The organism is Arthrobacter sp. UYP6 (assembly GCF_040547315.1).
In the GTDB taxonomy this organism is placed as follows: Bacteria; Actinomycetota; Actinomycetes; order Actinomycetales; family Micrococcaceae; genus Arthrobacter_B.
The window spans coordinates 200024-215086 of the sequence record NZ_JBEPPM010000001.1; the positions used below are offsets into that span (position 1 = coordinate 200024).

Annotated in this window: 11 protein-coding genes; 5 read left to right on the forward strand and 6 right to left on the reverse strand. The window is 65.5% G+C overall.

From position 1 onward, the window contains the following. Positions 1 to 3: 3 nt before the first annotated feature. Positions 4 to 1377 carry a protein kinase domain-containing protein gene (locus tag ABIB35_RS01020; protein WP_354178139.1) on the forward strand — a complete coding sequence of 458 codons (1374 nt, stop codon included), beginning with the start codon at positions 4 to 6 and terminating at the stop codon, positions 1375 to 1377. A gap of 118 nt (positions 1378 to 1495) precedes the next feature. Here ABIB35_RS01020 and ABIB35_RS01025 read toward each other — a convergent pair whose 3' ends face one another. After that, positions 1496 to 3400 (reverse strand): DEAD/DEAH box helicase, encoded by a 1905-nt coding sequence (locus ABIB35_RS01025; RefSeq protein ID WP_354178140.1) that lies wholly within the window; start codon positions 3398 to 3400, stop codon positions 1496 to 1498. A gap of 340 nt (positions 3401 to 3740) precedes the next feature. Next, positions 3741 to 4421, reverse strand: a complete 681-nt coding sequence (locus ABIB35_RS01030; RefSeq protein WP_354178141.1) for an MOSC domain-containing protein — start codon at positions 4419 to 4421, stop codon at positions 3741 to 3743. Between the two features lie 603 nt (positions 4422 to 5024). Between ABIB35_RS01030 and ABIB35_RS01035 the strand changes: the two genes are divergently transcribed. Beyond that, a complete protein-coding gene (locus ABIB35_RS01035; protein WP_354178142.1) occupies positions 5025 to 5702 on the forward strand; it encodes an endonuclease domain-containing protein in 678 nt (225 codons plus the stop codon). A 592-nt stretch (positions 5703 to 6294) separates the two neighbouring features. On the opposite strand, the gene ABIB35_RS01040 is transcribed toward ABIB35_RS01035, so the two are convergent. Beyond that, complete coding sequence (locus ABIB35_RS01040; RefSeq protein ID WP_354178143.1) at positions 6295 to 7593, reverse strand: glycosyltransferase 87 family protein; 1299 nt, start codon at positions 7591 to 7593, stop codon at positions 6295 to 6297. Positions 7594 to 7721: 128 nt separating this feature from the next. Here ABIB35_RS01040 and ABIB35_RS01045 point away from each other — a divergent pair, with 128 nt between their 5' ends. Continuing rightward, positions 7722 to 8903 carry an amidohydrolase gene (locus ABIB35_RS01045; protein WP_354178144.1) on the forward strand — a complete coding sequence of 394 codons (1182 nt, stop codon included), beginning with the start codon at positions 7722 to 7724 and terminating at the stop codon, positions 8901 to 8903. Further along, the gene (locus ABIB35_RS01050) at positions 8900 to 9337 is read left to right on the forward strand and encodes a hypothetical protein (RefSeq protein WP_354178145.1); all 438 of its coding nucleotides are present in this window, start codon (positions 8900 to 8902) and stop codon (positions 9335 to 9337) included. Before ABIB35_RS01045 ends, ABIB35_RS01050 begins: the two co-directional genes overlap by 4 nt. A 12-nt stretch (positions 9338 to 9349) precedes the next feature. Here ABIB35_RS01050 and ABIB35_RS01055 read toward each other — a convergent pair whose 3' ends face one another. Both ABIB35_RS01055 and ABIB35_RS01060 read right to left on the reverse strand, forming a co-directional pair. Beyond that, the gene (locus tag ABIB35_RS01055; RefSeq protein ID WP_354178372.1) at positions 9350 to 10525 is read right to left on the reverse strand and encodes a cystathionine gamma-synthase; all 1176 of its coding nucleotides are present in this window, start codon (positions 10523 to 10525) and stop codon (positions 9350 to 9352) included. A 5-nt stretch (positions 10526 to 10530) separates the two neighbouring features. After that, entirely contained in the window at positions 10531 to 11910 is a 1380-nt protein-coding gene (locus tag ABIB35_RS01060; RefSeq protein ID WP_354178146.1) for a cystathionine beta-synthase, read from the reverse strand. A 115-nt stretch (positions 11911 to 12025) separates the two neighbouring features. Here ABIB35_RS01060 and ABIB35_RS01065 point away from each other — a divergent pair, with 115 nt between their 5' ends. Continuing rightward, positions 12026 to 13039: a DNA-3-methyladenine glycosylase family protein gene (locus ABIB35_RS01065; protein WP_354178148.1), complete on the forward strand. Its 1014-nt coding sequence runs from the start codon at positions 12026 to 12028 to the stop codon at positions 13037 to 13039. A gap of 275 nt (positions 13040 to 13314) precedes the next feature. On the opposite strand, the gene ABIB35_RS01070 is transcribed toward ABIB35_RS01065, so the two are convergent. After that, positions 13315 to 14916: an ammonium transporter gene (locus ABIB35_RS01070; RefSeq protein ID WP_354178149.1), complete on the reverse strand. Its 1602-nt coding sequence runs from the start codon at positions 14914 to 14916 to the stop codon at positions 13315 to 13317. Positions 14917 to 15063 lie beyond the last annotated feature (147 nt).

Below are 15063 nucleotides of genomic sequence, written 5' to 3' on the forward strand. Positions count from 1 at the left end.
TAGGTGACAGCTTCACCGCAGCACCCGGATGGTGCCCTCCTTGGCGGAAGATACCGTCTGGAGAACAAAATCGGTGCCGGATCCATGGGCACCGTCTACCGTGCACGGGACGAGTTCCTGGGCCGGGACGTAGCGGTCAAGGTGGTACGCTCTGCCGCCGCCACCGCTGAGGAACAACGGCAGACCGATGCCGAAGCCAAAATCCTGGCCCGGCTGAGCCACCACAGCCTGGTGACACTGCTGGATGCCGGAACGCATCTCTCCGGTCCCGATTTCCAGCAGGTGTATCTGGTCATGGAACTGGTGGAGGGCGCAGACCTGCGCCGGCGGCTGCAGGACGGTCCGCTGCATCCGCGCCAGGTGGCCCAGCTGGGCTACGACCTATCCCTGGGACTGGACTACATGCACGACGCCGGCGTGGTGCACCGTGACGTCAAACCGGCAAACATCATGCTCTTCGACTACCGCGGGGACGATGCACGGCTGCGTGCCAAACTCACGGACTTTGGCGTGGCGCTGATTGCCCGGGACCCGCAGCCGCACAACGGCACCTTCACCGGGACGGCTGCCTACATGAGTCCGGAGCAGGCCCGCGGCGATGCAGTGGGCCCCGAGTCCGACATCTACTCTCTGGGCCTGGTGCTCCTGCAGTGCCTCACCGGCGTCACCGCCTACCCCGGGCCGGCCCTGGAGAGTGCCGTGGCACGCCTCCTGCGGCCCCCTGCCATTCCCGATGACGCGGAGGTGGGGTTCCGGGTCCTGCTGCGCGCCATGACCGCCCTGGAGCCGCAGGACCGGCCCTCCGCCCACGAAGCGTCCCTGGCTCTGTACGAACTGGCAGTGGCACCCCGTGCCCGGCACCGGATGGCCCAGCCGCTGATTCCGGCCGACGAGGCCGAGCGGCTGGCGGCAGTGCGCCGTTATGACCTGCTGGACACGCCCCCGGACGGTTCCTTCGACCGCATCACGGCCCTGGCGGCACGGCTGTTCTCCGTACCCGTGGCCATTGTGAGCGTGGTGGACACCGACCGGATCTGGTTCAAGTCCCACCATGGAACGGATGTACAGCAGATCGGCCGGGACCCGGGACTGTGCGCCTCGGCCATCCTGCAGGACGATGCGTGGGTGGTCTCCGACGCACGCATTGATCCGCGGACTCTCGCCAATCCCCTGGTGGCCGGTGAGTTTGGGCTGCAGTTCTATGCCGGTGTGCCGCTCCATAGCCGCGACGGGTACAACCTGGGCACCCTGTGCATCCTGGACCGGGAGCCCCGCGAGTTTTCGGACGCTGACGTGCGCACCCTCGAGGATCTGGCCGCCATCGTCATGAATGACCTGGAACTGCGGCTGGAAGGCCGGCACGCGCTCATTTCCTAACCGGGTCCCAACGCGCATAGGGAAGGGCACCTCCGAAAATTCGGAGGTGCCCTTCCCTATGCGTAGAACGTGAGGCCCGCGGCTGCGCTGAACGGCGCAGCCGCGGGAAACTCAGTGCTTAGTCGCGGAAACGCGGTGCACGGGTGCCGGCCGGCTTGAAGCCGCCGCGGTCGCCGTCGCGCTTCTTGAAGCCGCCGCGGTCGCTGCTGCTGCGGTCACCGAAGCTGCGCTCGCCGTCGCGCTTCTTGAAATCCTTCTTGAAGCCGCCGCGGTCGCCACGGTCATTGAAGCCGCCGCTTTCGCGTTCGCGGGCCGGCTTGCGGCCGTTGTCCAGCTCGAGGTGGATCAGCTCGCCGCCGATCCGGGTGCGGGACAGGGCGCGCAGCTGGTCCTGGCTGAGGTCAGCCGGAAGCTCGACGAGCGTGTGGTCGGCGCGGATGTCAATGCCGCCGATCTGCGCGGAGGAGAGTCCGCCTTCGTTGGCGATGGCGCCAACAATGGAGCCGGGCATAACGCGCTGGCGGCGGCCGACGGCGATGCGGTACGTTGCGTTGCCTTCGGTCAGCGGGCGTGTGGGGCCGCGGGAGCCGTTGCCGTCGTTGCGGCCTTCGGAACGCTCGCGCTGGCGGGCCGGAGCCTGCGGAATTTCTTCCATCAGCAGCGGACGGCCGCCCTGGGCCATGACGGCCAGTGCTGCGGCAACTTCCTCGGCGGTGACGTCGTGGTCAGCCAGGTAGTTCGTGACCAGGTCGCGGAAGACCGAGACATCCTCGGATGCCAGGGTTTCGGTGATCTGCTCGGAGAACTTCGCCAGGCGCTTGTTGTTCACAATGTCGATGCTCGGAAGCTGCATGTGCTCTACGGGCTGGCGGGTGGCCTTTTCGATGGCCCGCAGCAGGTACTTCTCACGCGGGGTCATGAAGAGGATCGCGTCGCCGGTGCGTCCTGCGCGGCCGGTGCGGCCGATGCGGTGGACGTAGGACTCGGTGTCGTGCGGAATGTCGTAGTTGATGACATGGCTGATGCGCTCAACGTCAAGACCGCGGGCGGCGACGTCGGTGGCAACCAGGATGTCGATCTTGCCGCTGCGCAGGGCCTCGACGGTGCGCTCGCGCTGCTGCTGCGGGATGTCACCGTTGATTGCTGCTGCCAGGTAGCCGCGGGCCTTGAGCTTGTCAGCCAGGTCCTCGGTGGCCATCTTGGTGCGGACAAAGGCGATAACGCCGTCGTAGTCTTCGCTTTCCAGGATGCGGGTCATCGCGTCCAGCTTGTGCGGGCCCATGACCTGCACGTAGCGCTGGCGGGTGTTCGCACCGGTGGTCGTCTTGGACTTGACCGTGATTTCCGCCGGGTTGTTCAGGTACTTCTTGGCGATCTTGCGGATGGCGCCGGGCATGGTGGCGGAGAACAGTGCCACCTGCTTGTCGGCGGGGGTGGTCGCCAGGATCTGCTCAACGTCTTCGGCGAAGCCCATGCGGAGCATTTCGTCGGCCTCGTCCAGGACCAGGTACTGCAGGTTGGACAGGTCCAGGGAGCCCTTGGAGATGTGGTCGATGACGCGTCCCGGGGTACCCACAACAACCTGTGCGCCGCGGCGCAGGCCGGCCAGCTGAGGGCCGTAAGCGGATCCGCCGTAGACGGGCAGGACGGTGAAGTTGTCCATGTACTTGGCGTAGGAAGCGAAGGCTTCAGCGGACTGGAGAGCCAGTTCGCGGGTCGGTGCCAGCACCAGGATCTGCGTGTCCTTGGTGGCCGGCAGGGCCGCCATCAGGGACAGGGCGGGAACGGCGAACGCGGCAGTCTTGCCGGTACCGGTCTGCGCCAGGCCGACGACGTCGCGGCCTTCAAGGAGGAGGGGGATGGTGGCTGCCTGGATGGGCGACGGCTTTTCGTATCCGACGTCAACCAGGGCCTGCAGCACGCGGGAATCAAGACCGAGGTCGGTGAAGAGAACCTGGTTCTCTTCAGCTTCTTCGGGAGCGGCGTTTGCTACGGTTTCGGTGTTTTCTACAGTGTCAAGCAAAAGAGATAATCCTCATTCATTGGGACCGCGCGGCCATAACGGCCGCAGGACGTAAGTCCGGCGCTATTGCAATCCCATGGCAGGACTTTCCGTCACAGCTGTAGGCCAATTTCACTGGATTGTGACGTGTGGCCGGTGTGACGATTTCTTTGCCGGCGCTCCCAAAGATGAATCTGCCCGCATTCGGAAATGCGAGCCCCAACACAACGTACCTTGCGATTAGAAACCGCAGGAAAATAAGGGAATACCGGAGTGGGGGATGTTTCAAGTGTACGGCATGCCGGGAGCGCGCCGTCCATAGTTGGCGGTGAGCTTGGGCACAGAAGCACCGTCATGGGTCTTATCGGGCCGGTGCAGGCTCCGGAATCCCTGGTGCTTCGCGTGACTTCAGGGTCCGCAGCGCTTTGAGGACTTCCGGCGAAAGCTTCACGGTCCCAGCGTCTGCTGCCCCGTTCAACGCTCGTGCCTGTTCCGTTGTCAGCCCGCGGAACACGTCTCCCGAGGTCACCCCGTGATCGGGCCGGTGAATGACCGTGACCGGGTCGCCGGCGCTGATGCTTCCGTTGCGGATGACGCGCAGGTAGGTTCCCGTACGTCCGGCTTCCGCAAACCGCACCACCCAGCGGGGCTGCTTCATGCGGGCCGCGAAGTTCCGGCACGGCGTGCGCGGGCACGTCACTTCCAGGATGGTCCGCTCCCCGATCTGCCAGCGTTCACCGATCACTGCTTCTGACACTGGAAGTCCGTCAATGCGCAGGTTTTCACCGAAAAGCCCGGGGGAAATGTTCGTGCCCAATTCTGCCGCCCAGTAGTCGGCGTCGACCTGTGAATACGCATAGACCGCCTTTGACTCTCCGCCGTGGTGCTTGCGGCTGGCTTGGACGTCCCCGCTGAGCCCGAGTCCGTGAACCTTCACCGGACCCTCAACAGCGCGCTTGTCGATCGCCGTCACACCGGTGCTGTCAGTGGTGGGCAGCAAGGCGTGGACACGGCACACGGCCAGCAGGGTTCCAGGGGTCATGCCGAACATCCTACGAGTCCCTTTCCTGTTCCGCACGTGGTGAAGCACCGGGACGGCCACGCTGAGCAGCCCTTTCGGCATCCGGTGTCGAGATCCGGCCCCTTCCCCCGCCGAGTGTAGGGAACACGCCGCAAAGAGCGAGTCGGAGCGGCACGTTTCCTACTATCGACGAGCTAGAGCAGCACGACGTCGACACTCGGCCCGGGTGGACAGCCCACCCGTCGCGCCACTGTTCCTACGGATCAACGTTCCTGCACAGTTCAACATTCCGTGTGAAATCTGGTCTGAAATCCACTTGTAGGGACCTTGTCACCGCACAGTCAGAATCCGTGCTGGAACCATCGGTGCATGCGCAACGCCCCCAATCTTCCTCCCTCATTGACCAGACGGTCCTTTGCTCTGCCTGAGTCAGATGCCTGCGGTGTCCCCCGCGGAAGAACCCGAGCCCGTGACCTAAGAACCGTTAGCCGTGGAGTCCGGGTTCCTGTCGGTGTGGAGCAGTCCCTCGTTCAGCTGATTCGCCCGCATCTTGTTCTGCTTCCAGATGCTGTGGTCAGCGATGGAACCGCGGCCCGGCTACACGGCATGCCGCTGCCTCCGTGGATGGAGGCCGAAGATCTACTGCATCTCACCCGGCCAACCGGAAGTGCCGCAACAGACCGAAAAGGAATCCGGGGCCATCGGCGCAGGCTTCAATCTTCAGAGATTACGAGCATTGGCGGGGTCCCGCTGACCGGTGTTGCCCGTACCTGGGTCGATTTGGCCGGCCGCATGGACGTGGACGGCCTGGTCGCAGCGGCAGATTGGATGGTCAGTGAACATCGCCGGGAGTTCGGTGAACCGCGAGTTCCTCAGATCCCCCTGGCTGACCTCAGTTCTTATGTGGAGTCACTTCGAGGTACTCGGTTCCTGCGACGCGTTGAAGAGGCCTTGGAACTGGTAAGGGTTGGGGTTGATTCGCCACCGGAAACGCGGCTAAGACTGATGCTGATGCGGGCGCGGTTGCCGGAGTTCACCGTCAATTGCCGCATAGATTCACCCCGGATTCACCGCGCAGTGTGGGCTGATTTGGGAAGTCGGGAATACCGGGTTTGTGTCGAGTACGAGGGGTTGCACCATCTGACCCCGGAGCAGCAGGCATTGGACAACGAACGCGATGCGCTCACGGCGCTGGCAGGGTGGCGCCAGATCAAGATCAACCGGTTGCAGCTGCGGCAGCCCGATGCCGTGGTACTTGCTCCGATCCGTAAGGCGCTCCGGGACAATGGCTGGCGAAACTGACGCTCGCTCTTCGCCGAACGGTTCATCGCCGGGTTCAGCTCATTCGAGTGACGAGGTCCTGCCGTTAGACGCCCCGAGTGACGGAAAGATGCGCGAAAACCGCCCTGAAACCCGCACTTACCCGACACTCGACGGGCGGGAGCATCACCAACGCGACACTCGATGTGCCTCCGACGCTCGACCGCACTGCATAGCACGGCAGCCTGTTTCTAAACTGGACGGTTCATCGCCGGGTTCAGCTCATTCGAGTGACGAGGTCCTGCCCGTTAGACGCCCCGATTGACGGAAAGATAAGCGAAAACCGCCCTGAAACCCGCACTTACCCGACGCTCGACGGGCGGGAACGGCACCAACGCGACACTCGACGGGCGGGAACAGCACCAACGCGACACTCGACGGGCGGGAACAGCACCAACGCGACACTCGACGGGCGGGAACAGCACCAACGCGACACTCGACGGGCGGGAACGGCACCAACGCGACACTCGATGTGCCTCCAACGCTCGCCCGCCCCTGGATAGAACGGCACCGGCCACAGACCGGAAGTAGGACTGGACGTTCGTCACCGGCTTCACCGGAGCCGCCGGTGGAATTACGGCTGGATGTTCTTCACCGGAGCCGCCGGGATCTGTTCCGAAACGGGCTGCTTCCACCAGCGCTGGGGCCGGCTCTTCCACAGCGCAACCAGCCACCAGGCCATGAGGCCGATACCCCAAAAGACGCCAACACTGGAGGCCATGAGCCACGCGGTGGGCACCTGGGAATCGAGGTCGGGAGAACCCATCAACCAGCCGATGGCCTTCGGTGAGAGCAGGAAAACCACGAAGGACGAGACCAGCAGGGCCATGCCCCAGCGTCGCAGCCCGCTGCCCTTTTCCGTGAGGTCCGCGATGTTCCGCCAGAGCACGGGGATGAAGAGGGCCACCCAAACCCAGTGATGGGACCAGGACACCGGTGAGATCAGCAGCATCAGCAGAGCAGCAGCAGCCAAGCCGGTGAGCCCGTCCCCGCGGTTCCCGGCGAGCCGGATGATCACGGCGGCAGCAGCCACCGTCAGCAGCGAAAGCAGGAGCCACGGCAGGTCCACCGGGAAGTCCGGGCCGGCGAAGTGCAGGATGGCGCCCTTGATGCCCAGGTTGTCCACGTATCCGGCACCGCCGATCCGCGAGGTATCGGGCAGCAGCTCCACCCAATAGGTGCGCGATTCACGGGGGAGGATCAGAAAGCCCAGTCCAAACGTGGCCAGGAAACCAAAGGCCATGTTGCGCAGCCCGCGCCAGTCACCGCGTGCCAGGAAATACAGGCCGAAGACCAGCGGCGTCAGCTTCAGCCCGGCGGCAACGCCGGTGAGCAGGCCGGTGGGCCAGGTCTCGCGCTTGATCAGGAAGTCCGCCATGATCAGCCCGAACAGCGCAATGTTGATCTGGCCAAAGGCCGTGGTTTCGCGCCACGGGCCCAGCAGGACCACAAAGCCGATGCCGGCCAGGGCCAGCGGACGCAGCCGCTCGTCTTTCAGCACCGCCCGAACGCTCGGCTGGCGGAAGGCGTATTTCACGCCCAGCACCGCTGTGGCCGTGGCAATCAGCAGCGAGATGGTGGTGAAGATAACCAGCCCAAGGCTTTGCCCGAAGGGTGCCAGGACCGCAAACACCAGGGCAGCAAACGGCGGATACGTGAAGAGGAGGCTGCTGCCTTCGCGGTAATTCACCTGCTTGGTGTACAGCTCACCTCCGGCGTCCAGCACGCTTTGGCCGCCGGTTAGGTACACACTGAAATCCAGGCCGAACAGGGGCGAAATCACAAAGGCGGCGGTGATCATGACAGCCGCTGCGAGGAGCCCCGCCAGAGTCAGTGCTACCCGGGCCATTCCGGATCGGGTCTTGTGGCCCATGATTCTCCCTGCACTACAGCCTGCCCAAATATTAACGTTCGCAAGTCTACCGGCGGGCCGTGCCTCCGCGGACTGTCCGGCCCACAGGATAGGCTGAGCGCACTGGATCCGCCCCTGGAAGGTTGTTCATGCCCGCACCGGTTTTAGCTCTCATTAACGCCCGCGTCGTACCCGTCACTGCCCCTCCATTCCACGGCACCGTGGTGCTGGAGGGCGGCAGAATCCGTGAGCTGGGTCCGGACGTGCAGGTTCCGGAAGGCGCGCAGGTGATCGACGCCGAGGGCCAGTGGCTGCTGCCAGGTCTGGTGGATGCCCACACCCACCTCGGCGTGCATGAGGAGGGCGAGGGCTGGGCCGGCAACGACACCAACGAAATGACGGATCCGGTCATGGCCGGAGTTCGGGCCATTGACGGCGTCAACCCGCACGATCTGGGCTTCGATGATGCACTGACCGGCGGCGTCACCGCCGTGAACATCAACCCCGGTTCCGGCAACCCCATCGGCGGCCTCGCCGTCGCCCTGCACACGCACGGGCGGTACGTGGAGGAAATGGTCCTCCGCTCCCCCAGCGGGCTGAAATCCGCCCTCGGCGAGAACCCCAAGCGCGTGTACAGCGATAAGAAGCAGACCCCCTCCACCCGGCTGGGCACGGCGCTGGTGATCCGGAAGGCGTTCATGGACGCCCAGAACCACATGGGCAAGAACGACGACGACGACCGCGACCCCCAGCTTGAGGCCCTCGCCATGGTGCTGCGCCGGGAAATTCCGTGGCGTCAGCACGCCCACCGCGCGGACGACATCGGCACCGCCCTGCGGCTGGCCGACGAGTTCGGGTACGACCTCGTTCTGGACCACGGCACCGAGGCCCATCTGCTGGCCGATGTGCTGGCCGAGCGCGGCGTGCCGGTGCTGATCGGCCCCCTGTTCACCACCCGTTCCAAGGTGGAACTGCGCCAGCGCAGCATGGAAAACCCCGGCAAGCTGGCCGCCGCCGGAGTGGAAATTTCCATCATCACCGACCACCCGGTGGTGCCCATCAATTTCCTGATCTACCAGGCTGCTCTGGCCGTGAAGGAGGGCCTGGACCCCGAGACGGCCCTGCGTGCGGTCACCATCAACCCGGCTAAGGTGCTTGGCCTGGACGACCGCATCGGCTCTCTGGAGCCCGGCAAGGACGCCGACGTGGTGCTGTGGAGCGGAGATCCGCTCGACGTGATGGAACGTGCGCTCAAGGTGTGGATCGGCGGCCGGGAGGTCTACCGCTACGACACTGCGACCCGGACGCCCGTGGTGGCCGGCCGCCAGTGACTCGACCCGCCTTCCGCAGGGCCGCACCGCGCAGCCCCCGGGCTCCCCTGCCTACAATCATCCGTGCCGCTTCGGCTGCCTGGCTGGCGGCAGGGGCGCTGGTGGCCCTGGCCGGCATTTCCTTCATCGTCTCCGCCCGGACTCAGCACCGCGACGGCGCCGCGCTCACCGGCCTGGGCCTCGTGGTCCTGGCGGTGTCAGCGGTGATCGCGTTTTACGCCCTGCGGCTGAGAACCGGGAAACGCAGCGGACGCGAAACGCTCACCACGGTGGGCATGATCGTGGGGATTCCGCTGCTGTTCCGCGGCCCCGCACTGGTGGCCGTGGGGGCACTGCTGCTGATGTGCGTGCTGCTGCTGTGGCTGCCGCAGAGCAACCGCTTTTTCCAGGAACGGGATCCGAAGGCCCGCCGGCGCTTTTTCCGCCGGCGGTAACCCCCGGGTGACTTACAGCTGACCCAGCGCCTGGTCCAGATCAGCGATCAGATCCTCAATATCCTCGATGCCCACGGAAAGCCGCAGCAGGTTCTCCGGCACGGCCAGCTCGGTTCCCTTGACGGAGGCATGCGTCATTTCAGACGGGTAGTTCATGAGCGACTCCACCCCGCCCAGGGACTCCGCCAAAGTGAACACGCGGGTGGATTCGGCCACCTTCCGGGCCGCTGCTTCGCCGCCCTTGAAGGACACCGAGACCATCCCGCCGAAGTCCTTCATCTGCGCCTTGGCCAGGTCGTGGCCGGGGTGGTCCTCCAGCCCGGGATAGAGCACGTTTTCCACCGCCGGCTGGTCCTGCAGCCACTTGGCCACGGCCATGGCGTTGGAGGAGTGCCGGTCCATCCGCACTCCCAGGGTCTTCAGCCCGCGGGTGGTCAGCCAGGCTTCCATCGGTGCGGATACCGCGCCCACCGCAAACTGGATGAAGCCGATCTTCTCGGCGGCGGCGTCGTCGTTCAGGATGACCGCGCCGCCCACGGCGTCGGAGTGCCCGCCAATGTACTTGGTGGTGGAATGCACCACAATGTCCGCGCCCAGGGCCAGCGGCTGCTGCAGATACGGCGAAGCGAAGGTGTTATCCACCACCAGCCAGGCACCGGCGTCGTGCGCTGCCTGCGCCACAGCGGCAATGTCGGAAATCTTCATCATGGGGTTGGACGGCGTTTCCAGCCACACCATTTTGGTGTTGCCCGCCGCGATCGCGGCGGTGAGGGCGCCGACGTCGGACATGTCCACCGCAGCGTTGGTGATGCCCCAGGCCGAGAGGACCCTGTTGATCAGCCGGTACGTTCCGCCGTACGCGTCATTGCCCAGCACAATGTGGTCCCCCGGCGCCAGCAGTGCGCGGATGAGGGCATCCTCAGCGGCCAGGCCGGAGCTGAAGGAATACGCGTGCGTGCCGCCTTCCAGCGCGGCCAGCTGGTCCTGCAGGGCGTCGCGGGTGGGGTTGGTGCCGCGGCCGTACTCGTAGCCGTTGCGCAGTCCGCCAATACCGTCCTGCGCGTAGGTGGTGCTCTGGTACAGCGGCGGGATGACCGCTCCGGTGGTGGGATCCGGGGTCTGGCCCGCATGGATGGCGCGGGTGTTGAAGCCTTCGCTCATGGTGTGCTCCTTTACTTCTCGCTGAATGGCCGTTAGACGCTCATGTAGGACAGCAGGTCATGCCGCGTGAGTATTCCCACCGGCGCCCCCTCGGAGGTGACCATGACGGCGTCGTTCTCCTGCAGTTTCTCTTTGGCGGCGGCCACCGAATCCCCGGCGCCGATCAGCGCCAGCCGCGGCCCCATGTGCTCACTGATGCTGTCCGTGGGCTTGGCTTCACCGCGGAACAGCTTCTCCGTCAGCGAGCGCTCGTCGGCGGAGCCCAGGACCTCGCCGATTCGCACCGGCGGCTCCTGGGAGAAGACCGGGATACAGGAGACGCCGTACTCATTGAGGATGTTGATGACGTCCAGGACGCTCTCGTTCGGATGGGTGTGCACCAGCTCCGGCAGCGAGCCGTTCTTGGTGGCCAGGACGTCACGCACGGCGGCCTCCTGCTCCGGACCCTGAAGGAAACCGTAGGAGCGCATCCACTCGTCATTGAAGATCTTGCCCATGTAGCCGCGGCCGCTGTCCGGCAGCAGGACCACAACAACGTCCTCCGGCCCCAGATCGCGGGCCGCGCGCAGCGCCGCCACCACCGCCATACCGGAGGAACCGCCCACCAGCAGGCCTTCTTCGCGGGCCAGCCGGCGGGTCATGGCGAAGGACTCGGCGTCGTTCACGGCAATCACCTCATCCGGTACGGTCGGGTCATAATTGCCCGGCCACATGTCCTCACCCACGCCCTCCACAAAGTAGGGGCGTCCGGTGCCGCCGGAGTACACCGAGCCCTCGGGGTCCGCGGCAATCACCCGCACGGGGCCGGAGGGACGGTCGGCTGAAACTTCCTTGAGATAGCGGCCCGTGCCTGTGATGGTGCCGCCGGTGCCCGCGCCGGCCACGAAGTGGGTCAGCAGGCCGTCGGTGTCTTCCCAGATTTCCGGACCGGTGCTCTCATAGTGGCTGGCCGGCGCTGAGGGGTTGGAGAACTGGTCCGGCTTGTAGGCTCCGGGAATTTCGCGCACCAGGCAGTCAGAGACTCCGTAGTAGGAGTCTGGGCTTTCGGGGGCGACGGCGGTGGGCGTCACCACCACCTCGGCGCCGTAGGCGCGCAGCACGTCGCGTTTCTCCACTCCCACCTTGTCCGGGGTCACGAAGATGCATTTGTAGCCCTTTTGCTGGGCCACCAGGGCCAGGCCGACGCCGGTGTTGCCGGAAGTGGGCTCGATGATGGTGCCGCCGGGCTTCAGTTTGCCCTCCCGCTCGGCCGTCTCAATCATGCGGACCGCAATGCGGTCCTTGATGGATCCGCCCGGGTTCAGGTATTCCAGCTTCACCAGCACGGTGGCAGCGATGCCATCCGTCACGTGGTGAAGCTTCACCAGCGGGGTCTTGCCGATCAGGTCCAGGACTGTGTTGGCATACTTCATGTGCAACACGTTACTTGTTCACCCCGAGCGGTCCAGCTTTCGCCGGAACCCGGCGTAGCAAAAGCCACACCTCCCCCGGAGCGGAGTTGTCGGCGGTGCGTGCGACGATGGAAATATGTTGTTGTCCGTGCCGGCGTCCGTTTCTTTCCAGTCCCGGTCTGCCTCCAGCTCCGGGGCCGCCCCCGGGGACGGGTCCCTCTCTGTCCGCTGGGATTCTGACCGGCCATACCGCCTGGCCCAGTCGCTGGGCATCCTGGCGCACGGTGGAAAAGACCCGTCCGTCCGGATTGGCCCGGGCGTTGTCTGGCTGGCATTTTCGACGCCCCGGGGCGACGCCACCCTTGCCCTCACCGAACAGCCGGCCCCGGCTCCGGGCGCCCGTGTTCTGGCCCGGGCATGGGGCCCGGGGGCGGAGGCAGCCCTGGCCGGAGTGCCGGCCCTGCTCGGGGAGCATGATGACTGGACAACCTTCGACACCCCGGACTTTACTGCCACGCTCCCTGCCGGGGTGGCGGAAACCCGCCGCCGGAACCCCGGTCTCCGCCTGCCTGCCACGGGCCGGATGCTGGACAGCATTGTCCCCGTTGTCCTGGAGCAAAAGGTCACGGCAATGGAGGCCTACTACGCGTGGCGTTATCTGGTGACCAAATACGGCGCCCCTGCGCCGGGGCCGGCACCCGCAGGCCTCACGGTACCGCCGCGCGCGGAAACCTGGCGGCGGATCCCGAGCTGGGAGTGGCACCGTGCGCGGGTGAATTCCCACCGGTCCGGGACCATCCTGCGGGCGTGCGCCGCTGCCTCCGGTCTGGAACGGCTGGCCTCCGCTCCGCTCGGCGCTGACCTGACGGCGCGATTGTGCTCAATCTCCGGGATCGGTCCCTGGAGCGCCGCGGAAATCACCCAGCGCACCCACGGCGCACCCGACTCCGTGTCAGTGGGCGACTACCATCTGGCGGCCTTTGTGGGCGCCGCGCTGACCGGACGCCGGACCGACGACGCCGGCATGCTGGCCCTGCTCCAGCCCTGGCACGGGCACCGGCAGCGGGTGGTGCGGCTATTGGTCCTCAGCGGATTCCGCAAGCAGGCCTACGGTCCCCGGCTGGCACCGGAAGATCACCGGGGCCGCTAAGGCACGGAGGGAAGCACCGGAGGGAAGCACCGAAGCCGTGGTCACTGCGGCGCCCGGGCCCAGCTCTTCCACGATTTCCTGGCGCATCTGCACTTTGCGGATCTTCCCGGACACCGTCATGGGGAAACTGCCCCGCACCTGCACATACCGGGGAATCTTGTAGCGGGCCAGCCGCCCCCGGCAAAGAGGTTTGCTGAGGTCACCGCACGGGCTCCTTTGACTGCGGGGCATTGGCTGCCCTGAACGCTACCAAGACTTTCCCGGCCTGCGAAGGGTTAGTAGGGAGTGATCGCCACCCGGTAGATGGAGGCCGGTTCGGCACCAAATCGCTTGAGCACTGCCACCACGGCTTCCTCGTGGTCGGCATCCACGGCCACTTGCACTCTCAACCGGTCCTCGAAGTCCATCTTCCGCTCTTCGCCGCGGAAGTTCTCCGTCCGAATCCTGCCCGAGTACACCGCTGTGTCCGCCAATTCCAGCGTCCTGGCACCGGCCAGTAACAGGGCGTCGCGGAGGCCGTCGATACGCCCGGTATTGAGGACCGCGCTGATCAGGTAATCCGGGACAGTGGTGCGCCCGTCCGACCCTGCGCCCGTGGGCGGACCCGACTCGGCGCCGCGGCCGCTTGCCGTGGACTTGGAGTTGATGCCACTGAGCGCGTAGCCGGAGGCTCCCTGCTGGACCTGGTCCAGATCATCCTGTTCCGGGCCGGGCTCCCGCAGGCCCATGGTGCGGCTGATAATCGCGGCAATCACCCAGCTCAGGATGAACGAGAACAGCACCACGGAGACCAGCGCAACAATCTGGTGCCAGAGGAGCAGCCCGCCGCCGCCGGCAAAGATGCCGTCTGCGCTGACCCCGTTGACGGAACTGTCGGCAAAGAAGCCCAGCAGAAGGGAGCCGATAACGCCGCCAACAAAGTGCACGGCAATGACGTCCAGGGCGTCGTCATAGTGCAGCAGGTGCTTGAGCCGCACGGCAAAGCAGCAGACACACCCGGCAATCAGCCCGATCAGCAGGGCTGCGCCCGTGCTCACAAAGCCGGCACACGGGGTGATAGTGGCAAGTCCTGCGATAGCGCCGGACGCCGCACCTACCAAGGTGGAATGGCCGCTGCTCAGCCGTTCCACGACCAACCAGGTCAGCATGGCGGCGGCACCGGCAATATGCGTGTTGATCAGCGCCTGCGCCGCGATGTCGTTGGCCTGCAATCCGTCGCCGGCGTTGAACCCAAACCACCCGAACCACAAGATTCCGGCGCCCACGAGCATGAGCGGCAGGTTGTTGGGCGAGGTTTTGGGGTTCGGCCAGCCGCGTCGCCGGCCCACCACCAGGAGCACGGCAATGGCGGCAGCTCCGGCCGAAGCATGCACCACAATCCCGCCGGCCCAGTCCTGTGCGCCCAGCTGCGTGAGCCAGCCCTTGGGATTCCACAACCAGCGCGCCACCTGTGGATAGACGATGATGGACCAGGCCGCAAGGAAAACGGTCCAGCCCGCAAACTTCAGGCGCCCCGCCGTCGCCCCTGTCAGCAGGGCCGGGGTAATCACGGCGAACATCATTTGGTAGGCCACAAAGGCGAGCGCCGGAATGGTCACCCCCGCCGCTACTGTATGAAACTGCGGTGTGTCAACGTCGATCAGGGCAAACGCGTCAAACTCTCCGACCAGCGAATTGCCGTTGTTGCTGAAAGCCAGCGTGTAGCCCACCAGCACCCAGGTCACGGAGATGATGCCCAGTGGGATGATGTTCTGCATCATCATGGTCAGGACATTACGGACTGGAACCATGCCCCCGTAGAAGAGCGCCAGTCCCGGAGTCATGAACAGGACGAGTCCCGCGCAGACCAGGACCCAGGCGGTATCCGCGCCGTTCACGGCAGGCCTCCCTCGGGCAGACATTGCCCTTGCGCTTGTTGACTCTCATTGGTCTTTAGAGCGGCAGACTTGCGAGTGGACATGACATCCCCGTTTCCGGCTCTGCATCAGGTGATATGGAGGTCCGGGAGCCGCAAATACGGCGCG